The following is a 20,100-nucleotide window of genomic DNA, read 5'->3' as shown; positions in this document are numbered from 1 at the left end:
GAATACCATGCTAAGGGTTGGCATTAATACTCAGCAACATTAATTCGCGAAGTGCCACAGAGAATTTAGCAAACTCATGGGTACTACTTGTTTTGAATTCTGACATCATATGATACCAGCGGTCCAGTAAGATAGTATTGTTCTCCATCCAGTTGCTTAATATTTCTTCAGCGTCATTAATTTTTGGTGCGGCTACGAGAAGCACTGTGGTTAATGAACGTTGTTGCCAGTCAAGTTCTTCACGATAAGAGGCTCTAGCAAGCGCCTGCCAATGATTGGTTACTGTTTGGTTGTTTATTTGATCCAAGAACCAATGTAATTCGAGTTTAGAGCCAAGTTTGTAATAAAGGCTGGCAACTACATCGATTTTTCTGTTTTCAGTAAGTGCTACCTGCGCCAAATCTAGACATGAGAACATATTACTCAAACTAGCGACTCGATAAGCGATACTTTGAGGGACCCCAGCTTTAACATAGTCTGCCGTGGTCTTCTCTAATTGAGAATATTCAGAATCAACCAAATAGTTTTCCAAATTTTTAGACAAATCATTAAACGTAGGTATGTATAAATTCACGGCTTCTGCAATGGGGAGTGACTTTTCACCATGTCGCAAGAACCAGCGAGAAGCACGGCGCATGGTGCGACGCATACGATCAAGCATGTCCAATTGAGTTTGAGCGTTTACGACATTATCGAGTTGTTCGATTTCTTGCCATAAGGTGTCCATACCAAAAATAGCTTTTATTACAGAGTATGCTGTGGACACTTCATCAAAGGAAGCACCGGTTTCTTCTTGCATTCTAAATAAGAAATTGAGCCCCATATCGTTGACCATGTTATTGGTCAATTTGGTTGCAATGATCTCTCCGCGCAAAGGATGATTTTCCATTTGCGGAACAAAGCGCTCTTGCAGGACTTTAGGAAACGCACTGACTAACAGCTGCTCATGGTACGGATTATTTGTAATTTGTTCGATATTGAGCTTTTCTTTAAGCACCATTTTGCCATAGGCAATTAATACCGAAAGTTCCGGACGAGTTAACCCCTTGCCAGAAGCAAGCCTGTCAGATAATTCATCGTCAGAAGGAATGAATTCAAGCTCACGATTCAATGCCCCTTCTCGCTCCAATCCATGAATAAATCGTAATTGTTCTTTGAGAAGAGACGGACCACCAAATTCAGTGATAGATATCGACTGTGTTTGACGGTAACAATCTTGGATAACCAAATCTCCAACATCGTCTGTCATTGAATAAAGCAATTCGTTACGCTGCTTCTGGGTAAGGTCTCCAGCATTCACCAAAGCATTTAATAGGATTTTGATGTTAACTTCGTTATCAGAGCAATCCACCCCACCAACATTATCGATGAAGTCAGTATTGACGCGACCACCTTTTGCTGCGAACTCAATTCTACCTAATTGCGTTAACCCAAGATTACCCCCCTCGCCGACAATTTTAGCGCGCACTTGAGAGCCATTGACACGTAAGTCGTCGTTTGCACGATCGCCAACTTCAGCATGAGATTCTTTAGTGCCTTTAACATAAGTACCGATACCACCATTCCATATTAGATCCACAGGCATTTTTAATACGTTATGGATAAGTTCAGTTGGGGTCATGCTCGCCTGTGTTGTACCCAACCACTTTTTCATCTCATTGGTTAGCTTGATAGACTTTGCCGCGCGACTAAAGACACCACCACCTTTTGAAATCAACGATTTATCGTAGTCATCCCAGGTCAAGGAAGGATTTTCAAACATTCGCTGACGTTCTACGTAACTTTTCTCTGTTGGCGGATTGGGGTCAAAGAAAATATGTAAATGGTTAAACGCACAAATCAAACGGGTATGTCGAGACAACAACATACCATTTCCGAAAACATCCCCTGCCATATCTCCTACAGCGACACAGGTAAAATCTGTCGTTTGACAGTCGACACCTATTTCACGGAAGTGACGTTTAACAGACTCCCAAGCACCTCGTGCGGTAATGCCCATTTTCTTATGGTCATAACCGATACTGCCACCCGATGCGAAGGCGTCACCTAACCAGAAGTTGAATTCATCAGAGATGCCATTAGCGATATCGGAGAACGTTGCGGTTCCTTTATCAGCTGCCACAACAAGATAGGGATCATCGTCGTCAAGGCGAACCACATCTTTTGGAGGAACGACTTTGCCATCTACGATGTTATCGGTGATATCCAATAAGCTTCGAATGAAAATACGATAGCAGGCCTGTCCTTCTTGTTGTATTGCGTCGCGTCCCTGATCCATAGGCAGGTTCTTACAGACAAAACCGCCTTTTGCACCTACAGGAACAATAACGGTATTTTTAACTTGCTGCGCTTTAACCAAACCTAGGACTTCGGTGCGGAAATCTTCTCTTCTATCTGACCAGCGTAATCCACCACGAGCAACTTTCCCTCCTCTTAAATGAACACCTTCTATTCTTGGCGAATAAACAAAGATTTCAAACTTTGGCAAAGGCAAAGGCATTTCTGGGATGAGTTCAGGTAACAATTTGAATGACATGTAGGGCTTTTCATTGCCGTTTTCATCAGGTTGATAGAAATTGGTCCTTAACGTGGCCAAAATCATATCCAGATAGCGTCGAACAATACGGTCATCATCCAAATTTGAAACTTGGTCCAAGCGTTCTTTCACGTCAGCCAATATAGCATCCACTTTCTTTTGCGAGCGCTTAATTGAAGGGCTAAAACGATTTGCAAAGAGATCAATGAGAAGTTTGGCGATATTGGGGTAATGGGCTAACGTATTGGCCATATAGGACAAACTAAACGAGCTGCCTGTTTGACGCATATACTTAGCATAAGCGCGCAAAATAGTTACTGCTCGTCCAGTTAAGCCAGCACCGAGCACCAAGCGGTTAAAGGGGTCGTCTTCTAAATTGTTGTGCCATACTTTAGCAAAAGCATCTTGAAAAAGTGCCTGTGCGGTTTCCATGTCAAGATTCTCACTGTTGCTATGCAACATAGAAAAATCCATTACCCAATTTACTGCGCCCTCTGAACATTTAATTTTATAAGGACTTTCATCAATAACTCTGAGACCGAAGTTCTCAAGCATAGGTAAAACGGCGGATAAATGGATAGGTTCATTTCGATGAAATAGTTTTAACTTAACAACTTTTGAATCAAGGCCTTCTTCTTGAGGTCGATAGAACAACATATCCAAAGTATGTTCTTCACTTAGTAGTTCTAATTTTTCGATATCAACCAACGCGGCACTTGGTAAGTTTTGCTCTGAGTAACTATGCGAAAACGCATTATCATATTTCTGCTCAAGTGCTTTACCTGCAGATTCCCCATGCTTTGCCCGAATTGAGGTTGCGAGTCTATCATTCCAACTTTTCGTAAGTTCTATGATGTTTTTTTCTATATCCTTCACATTAATTTCCGCATTGTTGTCTTGCACTCGGGCAATGTAATGAGTCCTTGCATAGACCGATTCAGAGAAGTAAGTCGTGAACTCAACGTCTTCATTACTATTAAATGATTTTTTCAATAGTGCTTGGGTTTCTTTACGTAGCTGTGTGTTGTAACGCTCTCTTGGCACATAAACCATGCAAGAAACGAAGCGACCAAAAGCATCTTTTCTGACAAACAAGCGGGATATTCCGCGCTCTTGCATCTGGAAAATGCCTAGGACTATCTGGCCTAACTCTTCAACGCTAGATTGCAATAATTCATCGCGAGGATACGTTTCGATGATATTTAAAAATGCTTTGTATGCATGTGAACCTTTGTCAAAACCGGAGTGTTTACAAATCCCTTCAATCTTATCTTGTAGAACAGGTAACTGTGTCGCGCTGCTGTTGTAAAAAGAGGCAGAATATAAACCAAGAAAACGATGTTCACCGACGACATTTCCCGTTTTATCGAAGACTTTAATTCCCACGTAATCCATGTAAGCAGGTCGATGCACTCTCGCTCGACTATTTGTTTTAGTGAGAATAAGTGGATGATCACTCATTGCCTCTTTTTGTGCAGACAAGGGCATGTTAGATAAAATGCGTTCGCGGTCGCTGATAGAGTTTTTCATCAGGCCAAGACTAGATTCGTTCTGTGGAGACCAGCGGTGATCACCCTCTATCGCTTTAACGTCGTAATAACGATATCCCATTAAAGTAAAGTTATGGTCCGCTAACCAGCTGAGAAAGAGCGTAGCTTGTTTGATTTCAGCTGCATCTGCGGGACAATTAGATTGAGGGAATTCTTTAATAATTTGCGACAATTTTTCGCGCATCGGTTTCCAATCTGACACGGCAAGTGACACCTCACCCACAACAGAAAGTAACTCAGCTGCTAATTTATTTAATGCCTTTTTGGTGGTTTGTCTGTCGACTTCGACCAAAAATACAGTTTCACGAGTTTGTTGCTTTGCTCGACTCGTTCTTTCCAAAAACTTAACTAATTCGCCTTTTTCATTACGTTGCAAATTAATGGGACTATGCAGTAATAAGTGAGACGTGATGTTCAGGCGATTCAACGTCATTCGTACTGAATCAACTAAAAATGGCATATCAGTGACGATGATTTCTACGATAGTATGTGAAGACTGCCAGCCATGTTTCGCTATTTCAGGATTAAAGACTCTGATCCTTGGCTGGTCATCGTTGTACTTAACAAATTCGTTCCACAGACTCAGTGTTGCACCATAAAGGTCGCTGTCACTGCGGTTATCTAGATCATCAATTGAAATGTTTTTATAGAGTAACCGAGAAAATTGTTCTACCAAGGCAGATTGGCTTTTATCGACTTTTTTATTTATCAATTTATTTACATTGTCGAGTAGTACAGAGTGTTGGTTATTAGCAACCGTCATTTGCTTACCTTGTAATAAAAATGGTGGAGGATCTTCCTCACACCAAACTTGATTATTATTAGATTAGTCAAAAGACTGACATATATACAGTTTTTCGACATTTCAGGCGCTATTTTCGCTAAATTATTACGGCTTTGAAAGGACTAAATTAACCCTATATTTACAATAATGATAAATATGCAACAAAAACAACTAAAAAAGGGCCCTGAGGCCCTTTCTATTTCGAGTTACTAAATAGTTATGCACAAATTATTTTTGTGAACGCCAGAAAACCGAAGCAAGTGCGGGTAAAACCACAATGGCGCCTAGCATATTGACGACAAACATAAAGGTGAGCAATATTCCCATATCCATCTGAAACTTCAGCGATGAGAATACCCAGGTGCTCACACCAACGGCCAAAGTTATACCGGTAAATAGCACAGCACTACCCCGCTCTTTGAGAGCATCAAAATACGCTTGACGGCACGCCACACCAGATTTGAGTTTAATTGCCATAGTCGAAAGAATGTATATACCGTAATCGACCCCTATGCCTACGCCCAATGCAATAACAGGTAAGGTTGACACTGTGAGCCCTATCTCCAGAAATGTCATGAGCGCCTGAGCCAGCACTGACACAACATACAATGGGATGACGACAGATAATGTCGCTCTTAATGAACGGAAGCTCAGCAAACACAAAATGATTACCGCGCCAAACACATACATCATCATAGGATCTTGCGCTGCTTCAACCGCTTCATTCTTGGCCGCCATGACGCCAACCGGTCCAGAAGCTAATTTAAACTGCAAATTATCGTTTTGATACTCTTCTCTGAAGGTTTTAACTGCATCAACAACACGATTAATGGTTTCTGCTTTATGATCTTCCATGAAAAGAATGATCGGCATAACGGAGCAATTGCCGTTCAACAAACCTGAAGACGTTGGGATCTGGGCAATCGCTTGCACCATTGTTTGTTGATTTCGAGGGAGCACTTGCCACTTAGGGTTGCCTTCGTTGTAACCCGCATTAACCAGTTTTGCCACTGATGCTAAACTGACCGCAGATTGAACCCCTTCGATGTTCGTCATTTTCCATTGCAAATCGTCAATTGCTGTCATCACTTCATAGGACGTACACGACTCAGGAGCGGTCTCGACTAGTATAGAGATATAATCCACACTAATCGCATACTTATCAGTAATGAGGAAGGTGTCTTGATTGTAACGGCTTTCCTCGTGCAGCGCAGGCGCACCTGCGTGAAGATCACCAATTTTCATCTTACTGGACTGCATCCAACCAAGGACGAAAAGCACAGTAGTCACGGCAAGAATGACATAAGCCACTTTAGGCGTAGAACAATGAGCAATGGCATTCCAAAATGCATCCGAACGATTTTCCTTGCCCTTAAATCTAGCCTTGTACTTGTCACTAAATCTGACGTATGACATCAACACAGGTAACAGAATCAAGTTAGTCAAAATAATCACTGCAACCCCTAAACTAGCAGTAATAGCCAGTTCACGGATGATACCAATATCGATGACCAACAAGGTCATAAAGCCAACGGTATCTGAAAGTAGTGCGATTCCGCCCGGGATTAACAAGGTTCTAAATGCGGATTCAGCAGCGAATAAAGCCGTTCCACCTTCGGATACCCGTTTACCAACTGCATTAATCATTTGCACGCCATGGCTAACACCAATGGCAAATACCAAGAATGGCACAAGGATTGACATTGGGTCCAATCCAAATCCTAAAATAGTCAACAAACCAAGTTGCCATACAACTGCCACAACAGAACATAACAAGGGTAAAATCGTTAACATCACAGATTTAGAAAAGAAAAACACCATGACAGCTGTGATGGCAATGGCGATAGCAAAAAACAGCACCACGTCTTTAGCGCCATTCGCAACATCACCGATCATTTTGGCAAAACCAATAATATGTATACTGGTATTTTCGTTTTCAAATTGGCCACGAAGTTGATCTTCTAACTCGCCGGCCAAGGTTAAGGTATCTAATTTTTCACCGGTCGCCGGATCGATATTGAGGAGTTGGGCCGACACCATTGCACATTGATAATCATCCGATACTAATCTACCGACTATGCCCGCTTTATCGATGTTCTGTCCCACCAACGCCAAAGCAGCTGGGTCTTTTGAGTCAAAATCAGCAGGGATAACTGGACCACCCGCAAATCCGCCTTCAACTATCTCAGTGAAACGAGTGGATGATGAAAATAATGATTTAACTAAAGAGCGTTCCACACCGTTTATAAAAAATAACTGGTCGTGAACATTTTTAAGGGTATCGAAAAATTCAGTATTAAAGATGTCACTGTCTCGATCACACACAGACACTAATATGCTATTCGCACCACCGAAGTCTTTGGCATGTTTCATATAATTAACCATGTATTCATGGTTAAGCGGTATATTTTTGGTGAAACCGGCATCAAGTTTAAGTAATGACGATTGATAACCTAAAAAAATGGTAGTTAAAACAAAAAGTAAAACGACAATGATGCGATTGCGAAAAATCCCATTGACACACAAATCAATCAACTTATTCATAGGTTACTACTCATCCCTTTCACAAAGATTTAGTTGCTCGTCGGAACTCAACGTTTTTAAACCGGCAGCAGATGTAACAAGAAAACCATCATCCACAGAAACTGATGCAGTAATTGCGATACCATCGTCTAAATGTCGTTTCTTCACCTCATCACCGCTAACACAGACGATGAATCCGCTATTGCCCATTGCATAAAAACTGCCATTTGGACCTTCCACCAAGGTATTGATGGAAGCGGTGATTCCCGAATCGATTTTGCTCCATCCTTCGTTTTCATCTTCAAGTTTGAAAAGGTTACCTCTAAGACCTGCGGCAATTATATTTCCATTACGTAGACCTTTAATTTCAAAAAAAGAACCAAAATAGTCAACATCCATTCGCTGCCAAGTTCGGCCGAAATCAGCACTTTTCGCTAGTAATCCGGATTCTCCAGCCATGTATAAAACATCATTGACTAGGTCAACTTTATTTAAATGCGGAAGAATAGATACAAGTTCTTCTTGATAAAACGTCTCATCTTCTAGTCTAATTTCTTCAAGATACAATACGTCATCTGGATGTAATAATTGGGCATGTAACTCTTTAGTCCAGTTATTTCCACCATCTGTTGTTCGGTAGAAACTACCATAAGCTCCCACAGCAATGCCTTCAGATTCATTTAAGAATAAGACATCCAATAAAGGTTTTTCAGAATCGGGATCAAAGTACTGGATCTCCCAGTCGGCCTGTTCACTCGATTTGTGGACAATAACCGCGTCATGCCCAACTGCCCATGACTTACCGTTAACCGTAGAAATAGCACTTAGCGTAGAAAGCGTTGGCACAGGCTCTTGAACCCAATCAACACTATTTTGTGAACGAAGTATATGCCCTCTTTCACCGACCGCAACAAAGCCATTTTGTGCTTTTACGATGTCTAGCAATAGAGATTTTTTTGCGAGGGGGGCGATGTAGGACTGTTCGGCATTCGCACCAAAAAATCCAAGAGAACATATCAGTGACAGGGAAAATATTTGTTTATATTTCATATTTTTCTTTTTCTGACCTCTAAAACAAAAACGGTTGGCATCGCCAACCGTTTAAAACCGTGTTTAGCGTTTGCCCTCTCGCCGTAAGGCTTGTGCAGTAAACTCTTTGTCAGTTGGTTCAACTGAGAAATCGTAAACTTTGTCTTCGTTATCCAAACCAAGAGCAAGATAACGACGAGAATTTAAATCATGGTATACGTCAAGAGTAGACCAATGTGTAGGAACTTCGTAGTAATTTATACCGTAAGCTTTGGCAACTTTATATAATTCACCGCGATTATCATACATATCAGCTACTTGAACTTGCCAGCTATCTTCATCTATAAAGAAAACACGCTTTTGATAAACATGACGCAAACCCTCTTTTAATGTCGCTTCGACAACCCAAACGCGATGCTTTTCATAACGAGTTAGGTCAGGGTTGATGTGTCCAGGCTTCAAAATATCTTCATAGGAAACCGTATTGCTGTGCAGGTTATAATTGTTGTAAGCAACGTACATTTCTTGCTTACCTTTCAATTCCCAATTGTAACGATCCGGTGCACCGTTAAACATGTCAAAGTCATCAGTTGTGCGTAGACCGTCCGATGCTGTTCCAGGGGCATCATATGCGATGTTCGGCGCTCTACGAACCCGACGTTGCCCTGTATTATACGTCCAAGCCTGACGAGGTTCTCTAACCTGATCCATAGTTTCATGAACTAACAAAGCTGTGCCTGCCAATCGAGCAGGTGACGTAATACTTTGCTTGAATTTCATCAGAATATTTTCTTCCAACAAAGCTTCTGGTGTCGCATCTTTATTGGAATATTTAACCATCAGAATTTCATCAAAACCAATTACGTTGTAGTCACCTGATGCAGTTGGGGCAGCTTGACCGCCATTACGCTGGATAGCTTGGCCACGATAGCGAAGAACGTGATTCCAAATGGCTTCAACACCACTTTGGGGAATTGGGAAAGGAACCCCAATTGCGGCGTTTTTAATTCCGTTGCCCCCCTGAACCAGCTCTGCTCTGGTTGCATTTGCCTTAGTCGCATCGTAGACAAATTGTGGGTTCGAGGCGGTACGACGAGTTTGATATACCGGCATCTTGAAGGTATCTGGATAGGTCTCAAAGAGTTTTTCCTGACCATCACTTAAAAAGTCAGAATATTCTTTATAATTCTGAGCAGTGATGGTGAACAAAACCTTATCATCTGGAAAAGGGTTTGGATGGAAATCGCCTGGTGTGTATCCTGCCGGCGCTGAGGTAATGCCCCCCGTCCATTCAGGAATACTGCCATCTGCGTTTCCCGCTTTTTCTCCGCCTAACGGCGTTAATTCATTGCCAAGCTTTGCAGCTTCGGCTTCAGACACTTTAGCCTGTGCAAGCGACACGCTAAGCGCCAAAGCTACGGCTGATGTTGTCATTATCAATTTATTCATCATTATGCTGCTCTCTTAAATTGCGTATTTAAAGTTGATAGACACAAAGTCTCTGTCTGATAAGGCATTGGAGTTTCCTTTGCCACCCCAAAACGCACTGTAGCCGACGGAAGCAGAAAACTTACTTAAGTAATCAAACTCAAAAGATAAATTCGCCGATTTTCGATCTTCTAGAAACAAAAATAATGGATCGGGCGTAGTACCGTTAACGTCATGAGCAAAGGTTGCACGCGTTCTTAAGTTTACACCAGAAAAAACGTTGTTGTAGTCAGCTACAGCTAATAATCGATAGCCCCAAGCGCTGGCTGATGGGAATGGATTTGTTTCAGGTCCATCTGATAACCCAATATGCAAACCTTCGCGGGTTGTGATGATATTCCCACTTTCATCTCTCAACGGTTCAATAGAAGGTGTTCTGGCTGTACCTGGGCCGTTAAGGCGAATGACGTTCGGATCTGGCATGTCCGATATTTCAATTACACCTACTTCACCTAACAATATGAAGTTATCTGCACCCATAGCTGGACCAAATACATGTGATGCCGTGATCTGCGCTTGAATGGTATCAGAAACAAGGAAACCCTCGGCGGTTTGCCCTGGCCCCACATTTCGACCAATATTCACAAGCTGAGAAATACCGTCTAAATCAGGTCTAAGTCCCGCGTTGGCTAGCTGTTGTGGCATTGCAGTATACAGCAATTCAACATCATCAATTTGTAATGGTTCGTCAACGCGATAGGCAATTTCACCTGCTAGCGCTGTTTCACCAACGTTAGTGTTAAAACTGAACCCATAAAGTTTTAAATCTTCGGGGTAGACAAATTGAGTTTCAGTAAATGCTTGTAAGTCAGTAACGTTGTCACGTGTGATTTGATTTGCCGCTAAATAACCGAGATCGGCACCAATTCCTGCTGCAGTAAAATCAGAAGTCACACCAGAGATTAACGGACGTTGGCTGTGATAATTAATGTGGTAGATACTAAATTCTGTCGAATTTAAATCTTCTGCAAAGTAAGAGAACTTAATACCATATTGACCTTGATCGTCAGCATCTTGATGCGCAGCATCGCTGAAAGCCCTTACGGCGACTTTGGTTGGGTAGGCCAAATAAGCAGCAGATATTTCTGCAGCATCGGCACCACCGCGCAATGCGTCACCCAAACCATTTAGACTCGCTAACAAAAAATTCAAATTAATGTCAGGATTACCCGTAAAGCCAAGTTGTATGTTTTGCGCTTGTCCTCCTTCACCGGCAAAGTCATTTGTCGCAAAGTAGCTTCCTGCCTGTGGCAAGATACTGCGTTCCCACTCATATTGATAGTAACCCGACACGCTTAGATTCTCGGTGATCCCTACAGATGCGAACACCATGCCAACGGGAATGAAAACCTCTTTAAGCTCTGCACCAGGTGCTCTGGCGCGAGTGACATCAACAGGGTTAGTTGTGTTAATCCCATGTTGAATGAAAGTACTTTCCCCCCAACTAACCACCTGGTCACCGATACGGATTGAAACTGGCATATCGCCAATATCAAAATCAGCATAAAAGAACGCATCTAATAGGCGAATATCAGAGCATAACTCTTCTGCCGAACGCTCAGTTGCACATGGGTCTTGGGTTTCACCGGTTATTGGATTAGACCAGGCACGACCACGATTTTTTAATTCAAAGTCATAGAAGTAAAAACCACGGGCAAAGAAGCCCATATTGCCATAATTTATGTCTAATTCATGAGTGCCTTTGAACAAGGTCGAAAAAGCGTTTCCTTTATCAAAGTTCAAATTACCTAAATCACCATTTGTTGAATAGGCGCCATCTGCATTATTCCAGACGTCAACATTCGGATATATGACATTGGTTGCGGCATTGTAGCCCGTCCAATTAAAGTTAGGGTGATTGCTGTTACCAATTAGTCCAAAATCTCGTTCTTCTACTCGAATACTCGTACCAAACGAGAAATTAGAGTCAAAAGTAACAGACCAATCGCCACTCTCCCATGACCCGGCTTGTGCTGTACCTGAGGCAATAGCAGCGAATGCAGCAATGCTCAACGCAAGCGGTGACTTTTTGAACTTCAAAGGTCCACACTTCATATTTATGTTCTCCCATGTCGCTTTGGTGCAGGCACCGCGACCGATTATCGATAGCAAATAATTCACAAAATCATTACATCATTTTGATGTGATAGCAAGAAGAAATCGTACCAGTTGAAATTTCGCATTTCTTTTCGTTTTCAATAGTTTGAAAATCAAACAAAAGCTTAAACGTTGGCTTTAGTTTATTTTTTCGAAAGACTCAACTTTGTTTTGTTCGTTAATTATAAGACGAAATCTTCCGTTTAACCCGCTACGGGTAACAAAAGGTCGTAAATTCAGTGAAGGGATCTGAACGTTTTCACCTGACTCAGCTTTGACTATTACCGCATTATTGCCAGTGAAATAGAGCTTTTCACAATAATCATAAGTCGCATTGATGCTAAAATAAAAGGTCTTCATTTATTAAATTCTGAAATAATTACTTATTGAAAACTCAAACTTTTACTGACTTTTTCAAACATATCATTACTAATATTTGGTGAATCAAGTAGTCGACTTAACTGTGTTTTCATCAATTCAATTCGTGATTCATCCAGTTTTTGCCATTGCGTGAGTGGTGTGACGATCCTGGCGGCGACCTGTGGATTGATTTTATCTAGCTTTATAAGGTAATCCGTTACAAATCGATACCCTACTCCACTTTCATCATGAAACCCCAGTGAATTATAAAACGCAAACGTTCCAATAACAGATCGCACTCGGTTAGGGTTGGCGAGGTCAAATTGTTTATGACCCATGATTAACTCTAGTCTAGATAGTATATCTTTGCTGTTGAGTCCTGCGTGCAGAGCAAACCACTTATCCAACACCAAGGGATCTTGTCGCCAACGACTTTCAAATTGTTCCATCAATTTGTCAAACACTGGCAATGAAGCCGTTTGTGCCGACTTCAACGCCCCTAATGTATCCGTCATATTACTCGAATTTTCAAATTGATGCGTAACCCGGTCTGTGCCTTGGTTAGTCAAGGCAATATATTCCAAACTCACGTTTGCAAGTTTGCGTTCAGCCATATCTTTTGCTGTAAATTTATACTGTTTGGTCTGATTGCTTTCGTACAACTGGGTGAACTTTTCAATAAAGCGTTCCGCGATAAATTGCCTTAACACTTCTCTTTTTTCGAACAAGGTTCTCACGTTAAATAATTCAACCTGTTGTACTAGAGTTTCGAATGACGGAAGAGTAAGCATTTCGCCAAGGGTTGCTTTGTCATCATACGGCTGGGCAAATATCCCATCTAGAAGTTGCTCGATATCACTTAGAGCGATCTGCTGACTAGTATTTTTTGTGGTCGACCTTGCTAGGTGATGGATACAATTTGCGTACAAATTTTGTGTGGCATTCCAGCGCGAAAATCCGTCACGACTTTTTGTCGCGACTTTCACAAGATCATCCGCCTGGTAGCAATAATTGAGTTTAACTGGAGCAGAGAAATCAGTTAAGTAAGCTATGGTAGGCTTTGCTGAGAATCCAGACTTTTTAATGACATCAGATTTTTGTTTAAGGTTATACACATCAATATGATTTTGTTGAGGATTTAAGTCGTCAATAATTTCCAGTTTAATGGGAATGTGTAAATCCTGCTTTTGCGCTTGATCGGCAGTAGGTAAATTTGTTTGTTCAAAACGAATGTTTAATTCGCCAGTTGATGCATTGTAATTTTCTTCAACGTTGATATTAGGCGTTCCAGATTGGCCATACCAACGTCTAAACATCGTTAAATCTTCACTATTTGCATCTTGCATAGCTTGAACAAAATCATCACAGGTAACTGCTTGTCCATCGTGACGTAAAAAGTATAAATCCATGCCTTTTCTAAAACCCTCGCTGCCTAACAAGGTATGCATCATACGGATCACTTCTGCGCCTTTGTCATACACTGTTACCGTATAAAAATTATTCATTTCGATAACTTCATCAGGCCTGATCGGATGAGACATGGCACTGGCATCTTCGGCAAACTGATGTTCCCGTATAACCTTTACATTTTTGATCCGATTGACTGGCGCTGAATTCATGTCGGCACTGAACTGTTGATCACGAAAAACCGTCAATCCCTCTTTCAAACTCAGTTGGAACCAATCGCGACATGTGACCCGATTTCCAGTCCAGTTGTGGAAATATTCATGAGCAATAACGGATTCAATATTAAAATAATCTTCATCGGTAGCAGACTCGCTGTCGGCCAAAACAAACTTACTATTAAAAACATTCAGTCCTTTGTTTTCCATAGCCCCCATGTTGAAAAAATCGACTGCGACAATCATATAGATATCTAAGTCATACTCTAAACCAAATACATCTTCGTCCCATTTCATAGCTTTTTTTAAAGACGAAAGTGCATGATGGCCACGATCGAGTTTGCCTTTATCGACAAAAAGTTCAAGTGCCACCTCGCGACCGCTCCCCGTAGTGAAGGTGTCTTCTAATAAGTCAAAATCACCGGCTACGAGCGCAAATAAATAACAGGGTTTTTTGAAAGGATCATGCCATTTGACCCAATGAACATTTTCATCCAGATCCCCAGAATCGATTTTATTGCCATTGGATAACAAAAATGGAAAATTGTCTTTTTGCGCATAAATAGTGACGGTGTACTCAGAGAGGACGTCAGGTCGATCGGCAAAATAGGTTATTTTACGAAACCCTTCTGCTTCGCACTGAGTACAGTAAGCTCCAGAGGTTTTATATAGCCCCTCAAGACTAGAATTATTTTGTGGAAATATTTCTGTGTATATTTCAAGTGTGCATTCATCTGGCAAGTGATGAAGGGTTAAATGTGTGTCGGTTAATTCGTATTCTGCGATCGTTTTGCCATTTATTTGTATATCTATGAGCTTAAGATCCACCCCATCCAAAACAAGTGGCTTTTCATGATGACCATTTTTAACAATTTTTAACTGACTTTTTACCTTAGTCACGCCATCCTCGAGATTAAAGGACAAGGCTATTTCAGGGATTAGGTGACTTGGCGGTTGGTAATCAAGTCTCTTTTTTGCAGTAATATTTGCGGACATGCTTTTTATCGCCCTTTGAATTTTTTCAAATAAAACGGAGCACTAAAATCAATACTCCGTTAGATAGATTTGCGCGTAAAACCAATACTCAATTATTTAGCACTTGCATACTCTGGCGGCGGTATCCGTAAAATTTTAATACCCAAGAAGGCATAGATGATTGCTAATACAGGATTAATAAGGTTAAAGAACGCATAAATAGCGTAATCTAAAGCGCTAACACCTAACACGCCCCCCATGTATGCACCACAGGTGTTCCAAGGGATAAGAGGAGATGTCAGTGTGCCACCATCTTCTAAGCTCCTGGACAAGTTAAGTTGGTGCAATCCACGTTTTTCAAATTCGTTTTTGTACATGCGACCAGGCATAACTATCGCCATATATTGATCGGCGGTCATTAAATTTGTGGCAAAGCACGTCACGATAGTCCGAGAAATCATATCTCCTGCAGACTTTGCACCGATTAGAATGGCGCTAACAATACGTTTTAGTAAGCCGACTTTTTCCAGCACTGCACCAAATGTCATTGCGCACATGATTAACCATATGGTATTTAACATGTTGGCCATGCCACCGCGGCTTAACAAATCATTTAACACCTCACTTGGTGTAGAAAATGACACGCCATCATACAATGCGGTCCAAATGACGGTTACGCTTGCTACTATTCCGTCTCTACCTTCGGTAGCAAAAGATTGAACAACCTCAGGTTGGAAAATAGCGGCCCAAACTCCACCTAGTAAAGCCCCTATTGACACCGCAGGAAAAGCTGGAACTTTTTTGATTGCCAGTGCTAATAAAACAATTAACGGAACTAGCATATGCCAACCCAAGTTAAACTCTTCATTTAGCAATGTTTGCATATCTGCAATGTTTTGTGCGTTGGTTTGTGCTTCACCATTAAATCCAATAACAGTAAAAAGAACCAGTGCAATGATTATGCTTGGCACGGTAGTCCATAACATATATTGGATGTGTTCAAAAAGGTTTGTACCGGCGATGGCAGGAGCAAGGTTAGTTGTCTCTGAAAGCGGAGAGATTTTGTCTCCAAAATAGGCACCAGAAACGATCGCGCCGGCAGTAATAGCTGGAGACAATCCCATGCCACTGGCAACACCCATTAGCGCAACACCAACAGTTGCAGCCGTTGTCCAACTGCTACCAATACTCATCGCGATCACCGCACAAATTAAACAGGTCGCTGCGTAAAATAAAGATGGATTGAGTAATTCTAATCCATAATAAATCAGTGTAGGAACTGTACCCGATAACATCCAAGAGCCGATCAAAGCTCCAACGGCAAGCAAAATGAGAATCGCTCCCAATGATAAAGAAATCCCTTTGACTATACCCTTTTCTATTTCTTTCCAGGTATACCCGTTTTTCATCCCAATCATTGCGGCGATATACATGGCAAAAAGCAATGCTATTTGATTGGGGCCATAGGACGAATCATCGCCATAAAGAAGCACTGACGATAGCAATAAGCAAATCAATATAACAATGGGAATTAAAGCATCAACAATTGAGGCTTCTTTATGTTGCGTATTCTGTGGTGTGTTTTCCATTTAACTTCTTCTTATTAAGCAACTGAGCGATAGAACATAACTAAAATGACCACCGGACAAACAAACTTTATGTACCAAGGCCAAATTTTCCAAAACAAAGAGTGCTCAGCACCCTCGTTCCCTTCTTTTAGTTCTTTAAGAATGTTGTCACGTTTCCAAACCCACCCAACAAACAAACATAGAGCAAAGCCTAATAGCGGCTGACTGTATTTAGTCGTAGCCGTAATGACCAAACCAAATAGACTACTAAAGTTGACAGCGATTATGCTACTTGCAACGAATACTGCTGCGGCAAGCATCCATACCGCTCGTTTTCTGCCTATTCCTTTATTTTCTACCACATAAGCCACGGGAACTTCCAACATTGAAATGGATGAGGTCAGTGCAGCAATGACCATTAATGCAAAAAACGCTAACGCGACGAACAAACCGATCCCGCCCATAGAATCAAACAATGCTGGCAAGACAGTGAAAATTAGCGAATCACCTTCAATTAATGCGCCGCTTTCAGAGAATATTTGCACGCCGTTGGCCAACGCAACATACATCGCTGGTATAATCAGCATTCCCGCCAAAATCGCAACACCGATATCAACAAGTGCGACATAAGCTCCCAATGATGGCAATCTTTCTTTTTTACTTACGTAAGAGCCGTAGACCAACATAGTCCCTACCCCCAAAGACATTGAGAAAAACGCTTGGCCCATGGCGCTGATAAGTAAGTTGGGATCCAAAATTCGACTAAAATCTGGCACTAAATACGCTTTCCAACCGTCTAACGCACCATTTTGGGTGGAGACATAGCCAATAAGCAGAAGCACAATAACTATCAGCGTGGGCATTAATCGCACCGACCACTTCTCTATGCCCGCGCTAACACCGCCCGTGACAATGCCAGCAGTTAGGGCTAGGAACAATCCACAAAATAGGATATTTCGAGGAATCGAAGAAGTGGTGAGCCAGTTTGATATCTCAATTAATCCCACAATGTTGGTAATAGATTGCAGGAAATACGCAATCATCCACCCAGCCACAAGAGAGTAAAAAGCCAAAATAAGGGATACCGTGACAAAACCCCATATTCCTGTTGCACGTCCGAGCTTACTGCCAGATATTTGACCCAATGCGTCAACCATATTAGAGCGGGTGGCCCTACCGATAATTAGTTCGGCCATTAATACCGGGTAAGCAAGTAAAAATGCAAGAACGATGTAAACAAATACAAATGCAGCGCCACCATTACTGGCAACTTGGGTAGGGAATCCCCAGATATTACCTAAGCCGACTGCCGATCCTGCTGCTGCGAGAATAAAACCTAATCGAGAAGAGAACTCTCCACGTGAATTCATTTAAAGCCCTTTTTTTATTATTGTCTTAGCGTTTGTAGATATGCTGTTTAGGGACGCATCTTACACCAATTAATTCGAATATAAAAAAGGGCTATTAACAAATAGCCCCATTTTTTTAACCTAAATATAATGATTAGTGTTTATTTTTTTGTACTGTTGGCCGCGTACATTCCTGTCGATACAAGGTCAAAAGTAATATTCGCAGCTTCATCTAAGAAAGGATCTATTTCATCTAACTCTTCTGGGAGATCATCTAAATTTTCAACCTTAGTTAAACCTGCTCTTTCAAGACGCTCATTCGCTCGCTTCAAGCGTTTAGCTTCGCGCTCTTGCTTTTCTTTGACTCGTTGAGATTCAACCAGTGAAATGGTCTTTTTATCCTTCTCTTTTTGGTATGTATCAATATCTTCGAAAATATATGCAAATTCTGGATTAGCATTAATGCGCCCAAGATAATTCTGCTTGATAACCGATAGTGCAGATGTTGTATCCCCTACTGTTGTGTAATTAGCTCTGGCGATACTGTCCCATGGAAGCGCATTTTCTTCCTGGCTTTCACCCCACTCCGCTGGATCGATTGCCGATGGGAACTTAACGTCTGGAACCACACCTTTATGTTGGGTACTACCACCGTTAATACGATAAAACTTGGCTATCGTATATTGAATACTACCCAGAGGGTTACTATACAAGTCGTAAATTCGGCCAAGGGGACGATGCTGTTGTACAGTCCCTTTACCGAAGGTCTGTTCACCTAGCACCACCGCTCTGCCATAATCTTGCATAGCAGCAGCAAATATTTCAGAAGCCGATGCACTATATCTGTCGACCAGAACTGTCATCGGTCCATCATAAAACGTGACGCCATCTGTATCCTGTTCTATTCTAGTGCGGCCTGCTGACGTACGGATTTGCACTACTGGTCCACGATCAAAAAACAAGCCAGATAACAGTGTTGCTTCTGTTAGAGACCCACCACCGTTTCCTCGCAGATCGACGATTAAACCCTGGATGTCTTGTTCTTTTAGACTCGCCAATTCTTTTTTCACATCTGCATGCAGGTTGTTATAAAAAGAAGGAATACTGATCACACCTAGCTTTTCGCCTTGATTTGGCCCAGTTTCAGGAACATAAATTTCTGATTTAGCTGCACGGTCTTCCAGTTTAATTTTGTCTCGTGTGATACTCACAACTTCAGGCACGGCAGACTCTGACGAACCTTTGACTACTTGCAAGCGTACAATGCTTCCTTTAGGCCCTTTGATCAACTCGACAACTTCGTCTAGTCTCCAACCAATTACATCTATAAATTCTTCATCTTCTTGTGCAACGCCGACAATTTTGTCTTCAGGTTTTATCTTTTTGGTTAGCTCTGCGGGACCACCTGGAACAATACTGCGTATCACAGTGAAGTCATCCTCGCTTTGAAGAACTGCACCAATACCTTCAAAAGACAAATTCATTTCCATTTGGAAACGTTCCGCATTTCGAGGGGAAAGATAACTCGTATGTGCTTCAACACTTCGAGCAAATGAGTTCATAACCGTCTGGAAGACATCTTCACTTTTTGTTTGCGTAAGACGTTTAATCGCTCGTTCATAGCGTTTAGTAAGTAACTCTTTAATTTTATCCTGTTCTTTACCCGCCAATTTCAAATTGAGAGCATCATATTTGACTCGCTGACGCCACAACTCGTCCAGTTCAGCTACTGACTTAACCCAAGGCGCCTCTTCGCGATCAAATTCAAGAGCATCGCCCTTTTGTTCGAAGTTAAACGGCTTGTCCAATAGAGAAATGGCAAATTGGTAACGTTCAACTCGGCGTTTTAGATTTAGCGAATAAATTGAATATGCATCACTTAAATTTCCACGAGCAATCGCTTCATCAAAATTTAAACGATACTTTTCTAAATTATCAATATCAGATTTTAGAAAAACGTTTCGATTAAAATCTAGCGATCGGATATATCGATCGAACATTTTTGCCGACAATTCGTCGTCTATCTCAATGGGTTTATAGTGAGAACGAAGGAAATGTGAACTGATGCGTTTGGCTGAAGCTGAGTGCTGTGACTCTTGCGCCAATTCCGGAATTTCTTCGATTGTCTTGCTAGAACTCACTGCAATGGCACTGACACTTGCAGCAGCACTTAAACAAAACAGTGCACTATAAATTGAAGAACGAACGAATTGTTTCAT

At 41.6% G+C, this 20,100-nt stretch carries 10 protein-coding genes; all 10 read right to left on the bottom strand.

Annotated elements, in window-relative coordinates:
• Positions 1-10: 10 nt before the first annotated feature.
• Positions 11-4,849, bottom strand: coding sequence for an NAD-glutamate dehydrogenase (locus FM019_RS14725; RefSeq protein ID WP_143836726.1), 4,839 nt, complete (start codon positions 4,847-4,849; stop codon positions 11-13).
• A 249-nt stretch (positions 4,850-5,098) separates the two neighbouring features.
• The gene (locus FM019_RS14720; RefSeq protein ID WP_143836725.1) at positions 5,099-7,414 is read right to left on the bottom strand and encodes an efflux RND transporter permease subunit; all 2,316 of its coding nucleotides are present in this window, start codon (positions 7,412-7,414) and stop codon (positions 5,099-5,101) included.
• Between the two features lie 6 nt (positions 7,415-7,420).
• Entirely contained in the window at positions 7,421-8,443 is a 1,023-nt protein-coding gene (locus tag FM019_RS14715) for a WD40/YVTN/BNR-like repeat-containing protein (protein ID WP_143836724.1), read from the bottom strand.
• Positions 8,444-8,506: 63 nt separating this feature from the next.
• Positions 8,507-9,871, bottom strand: a complete 1,365-nt coding sequence (locus FM019_RS14710) for a DUF1329 domain-containing protein (protein WP_409553378.1) — start codon at positions 9,869-9,871, stop codon at positions 8,507-8,509.
• Between the two features lie 15 nt (positions 9,872-9,886).
• Positions 9,887-11,965, bottom strand: a complete 2,079-nt coding sequence (locus tag FM019_RS14705; protein WP_143836722.1) for a DUF1302 domain-containing protein — start codon at positions 11,963-11,965, stop codon at positions 9,887-9,889.
• 180 nt (positions 11,966-12,145) lie between these two features.
• On the bottom strand, positions 12,146-12,367 hold the full coding sequence (locus FM019_RS14700) for a DUF2835 family protein (protein ID WP_143836721.1): 222 nt from the start codon (positions 12,365-12,367) through the stop codon (positions 12,146-12,148).
• A gap of 23 nt (positions 12,368-12,390) precedes the next feature.
• Positions 12,391-14,985 (bottom strand): aminopeptidase N, encoded by a 2,595-nt coding sequence (gene pepN / locus FM019_RS14695; protein WP_143836720.1) that lies wholly within the window; start codon positions 14,983-14,985, stop codon positions 12,391-12,393.
• 92 nt (positions 14,986-15,077) lie between these two features.
• The gene (gene nhaC, locus FM019_RS14690) at positions 15,078-16,553 is read right to left on the bottom strand and encodes a Na+/H+ antiporter NhaC (RefSeq protein WP_143836719.1); all 1,476 of its coding nucleotides are present in this window, start codon (positions 16,551-16,553) and stop codon (positions 15,078-15,080) included.
• A 14-nt stretch (positions 16,554-16,567) separates the two neighbouring features.
• On the bottom strand, positions 16,568-17,902 hold the full coding sequence (locus FM019_RS14685) for a sodium-dependent transporter (protein WP_143836718.1): 1,335 nt from the start codon (positions 17,900-17,902) through the stop codon (positions 16,568-16,570).
• Positions 17,903-18,042: 140 nt separating this feature from the next.
• Positions 18,043-20,100 (bottom strand): carboxy terminal-processing peptidase, encoded by a 2,058-nt coding sequence (gene prc / locus FM019_RS14680; RefSeq protein WP_143836717.1) that lies wholly within the window; start codon positions 20,098-20,100, stop codon positions 18,043-18,045.

It is taken from the genome of Aliiglaciecola sp. M165, from assembly GCF_007197995.1.
Classification (GTDB): Bacteria; Pseudomonadota; Gammaproteobacteria; order Enterobacterales; family Alteromonadaceae; genus Aliiglaciecola.
The sequence above is the reverse complement of the archived record's forward strand: the minus strand, read 5'-3'. Positions and strand labels throughout refer to the sequence as shown.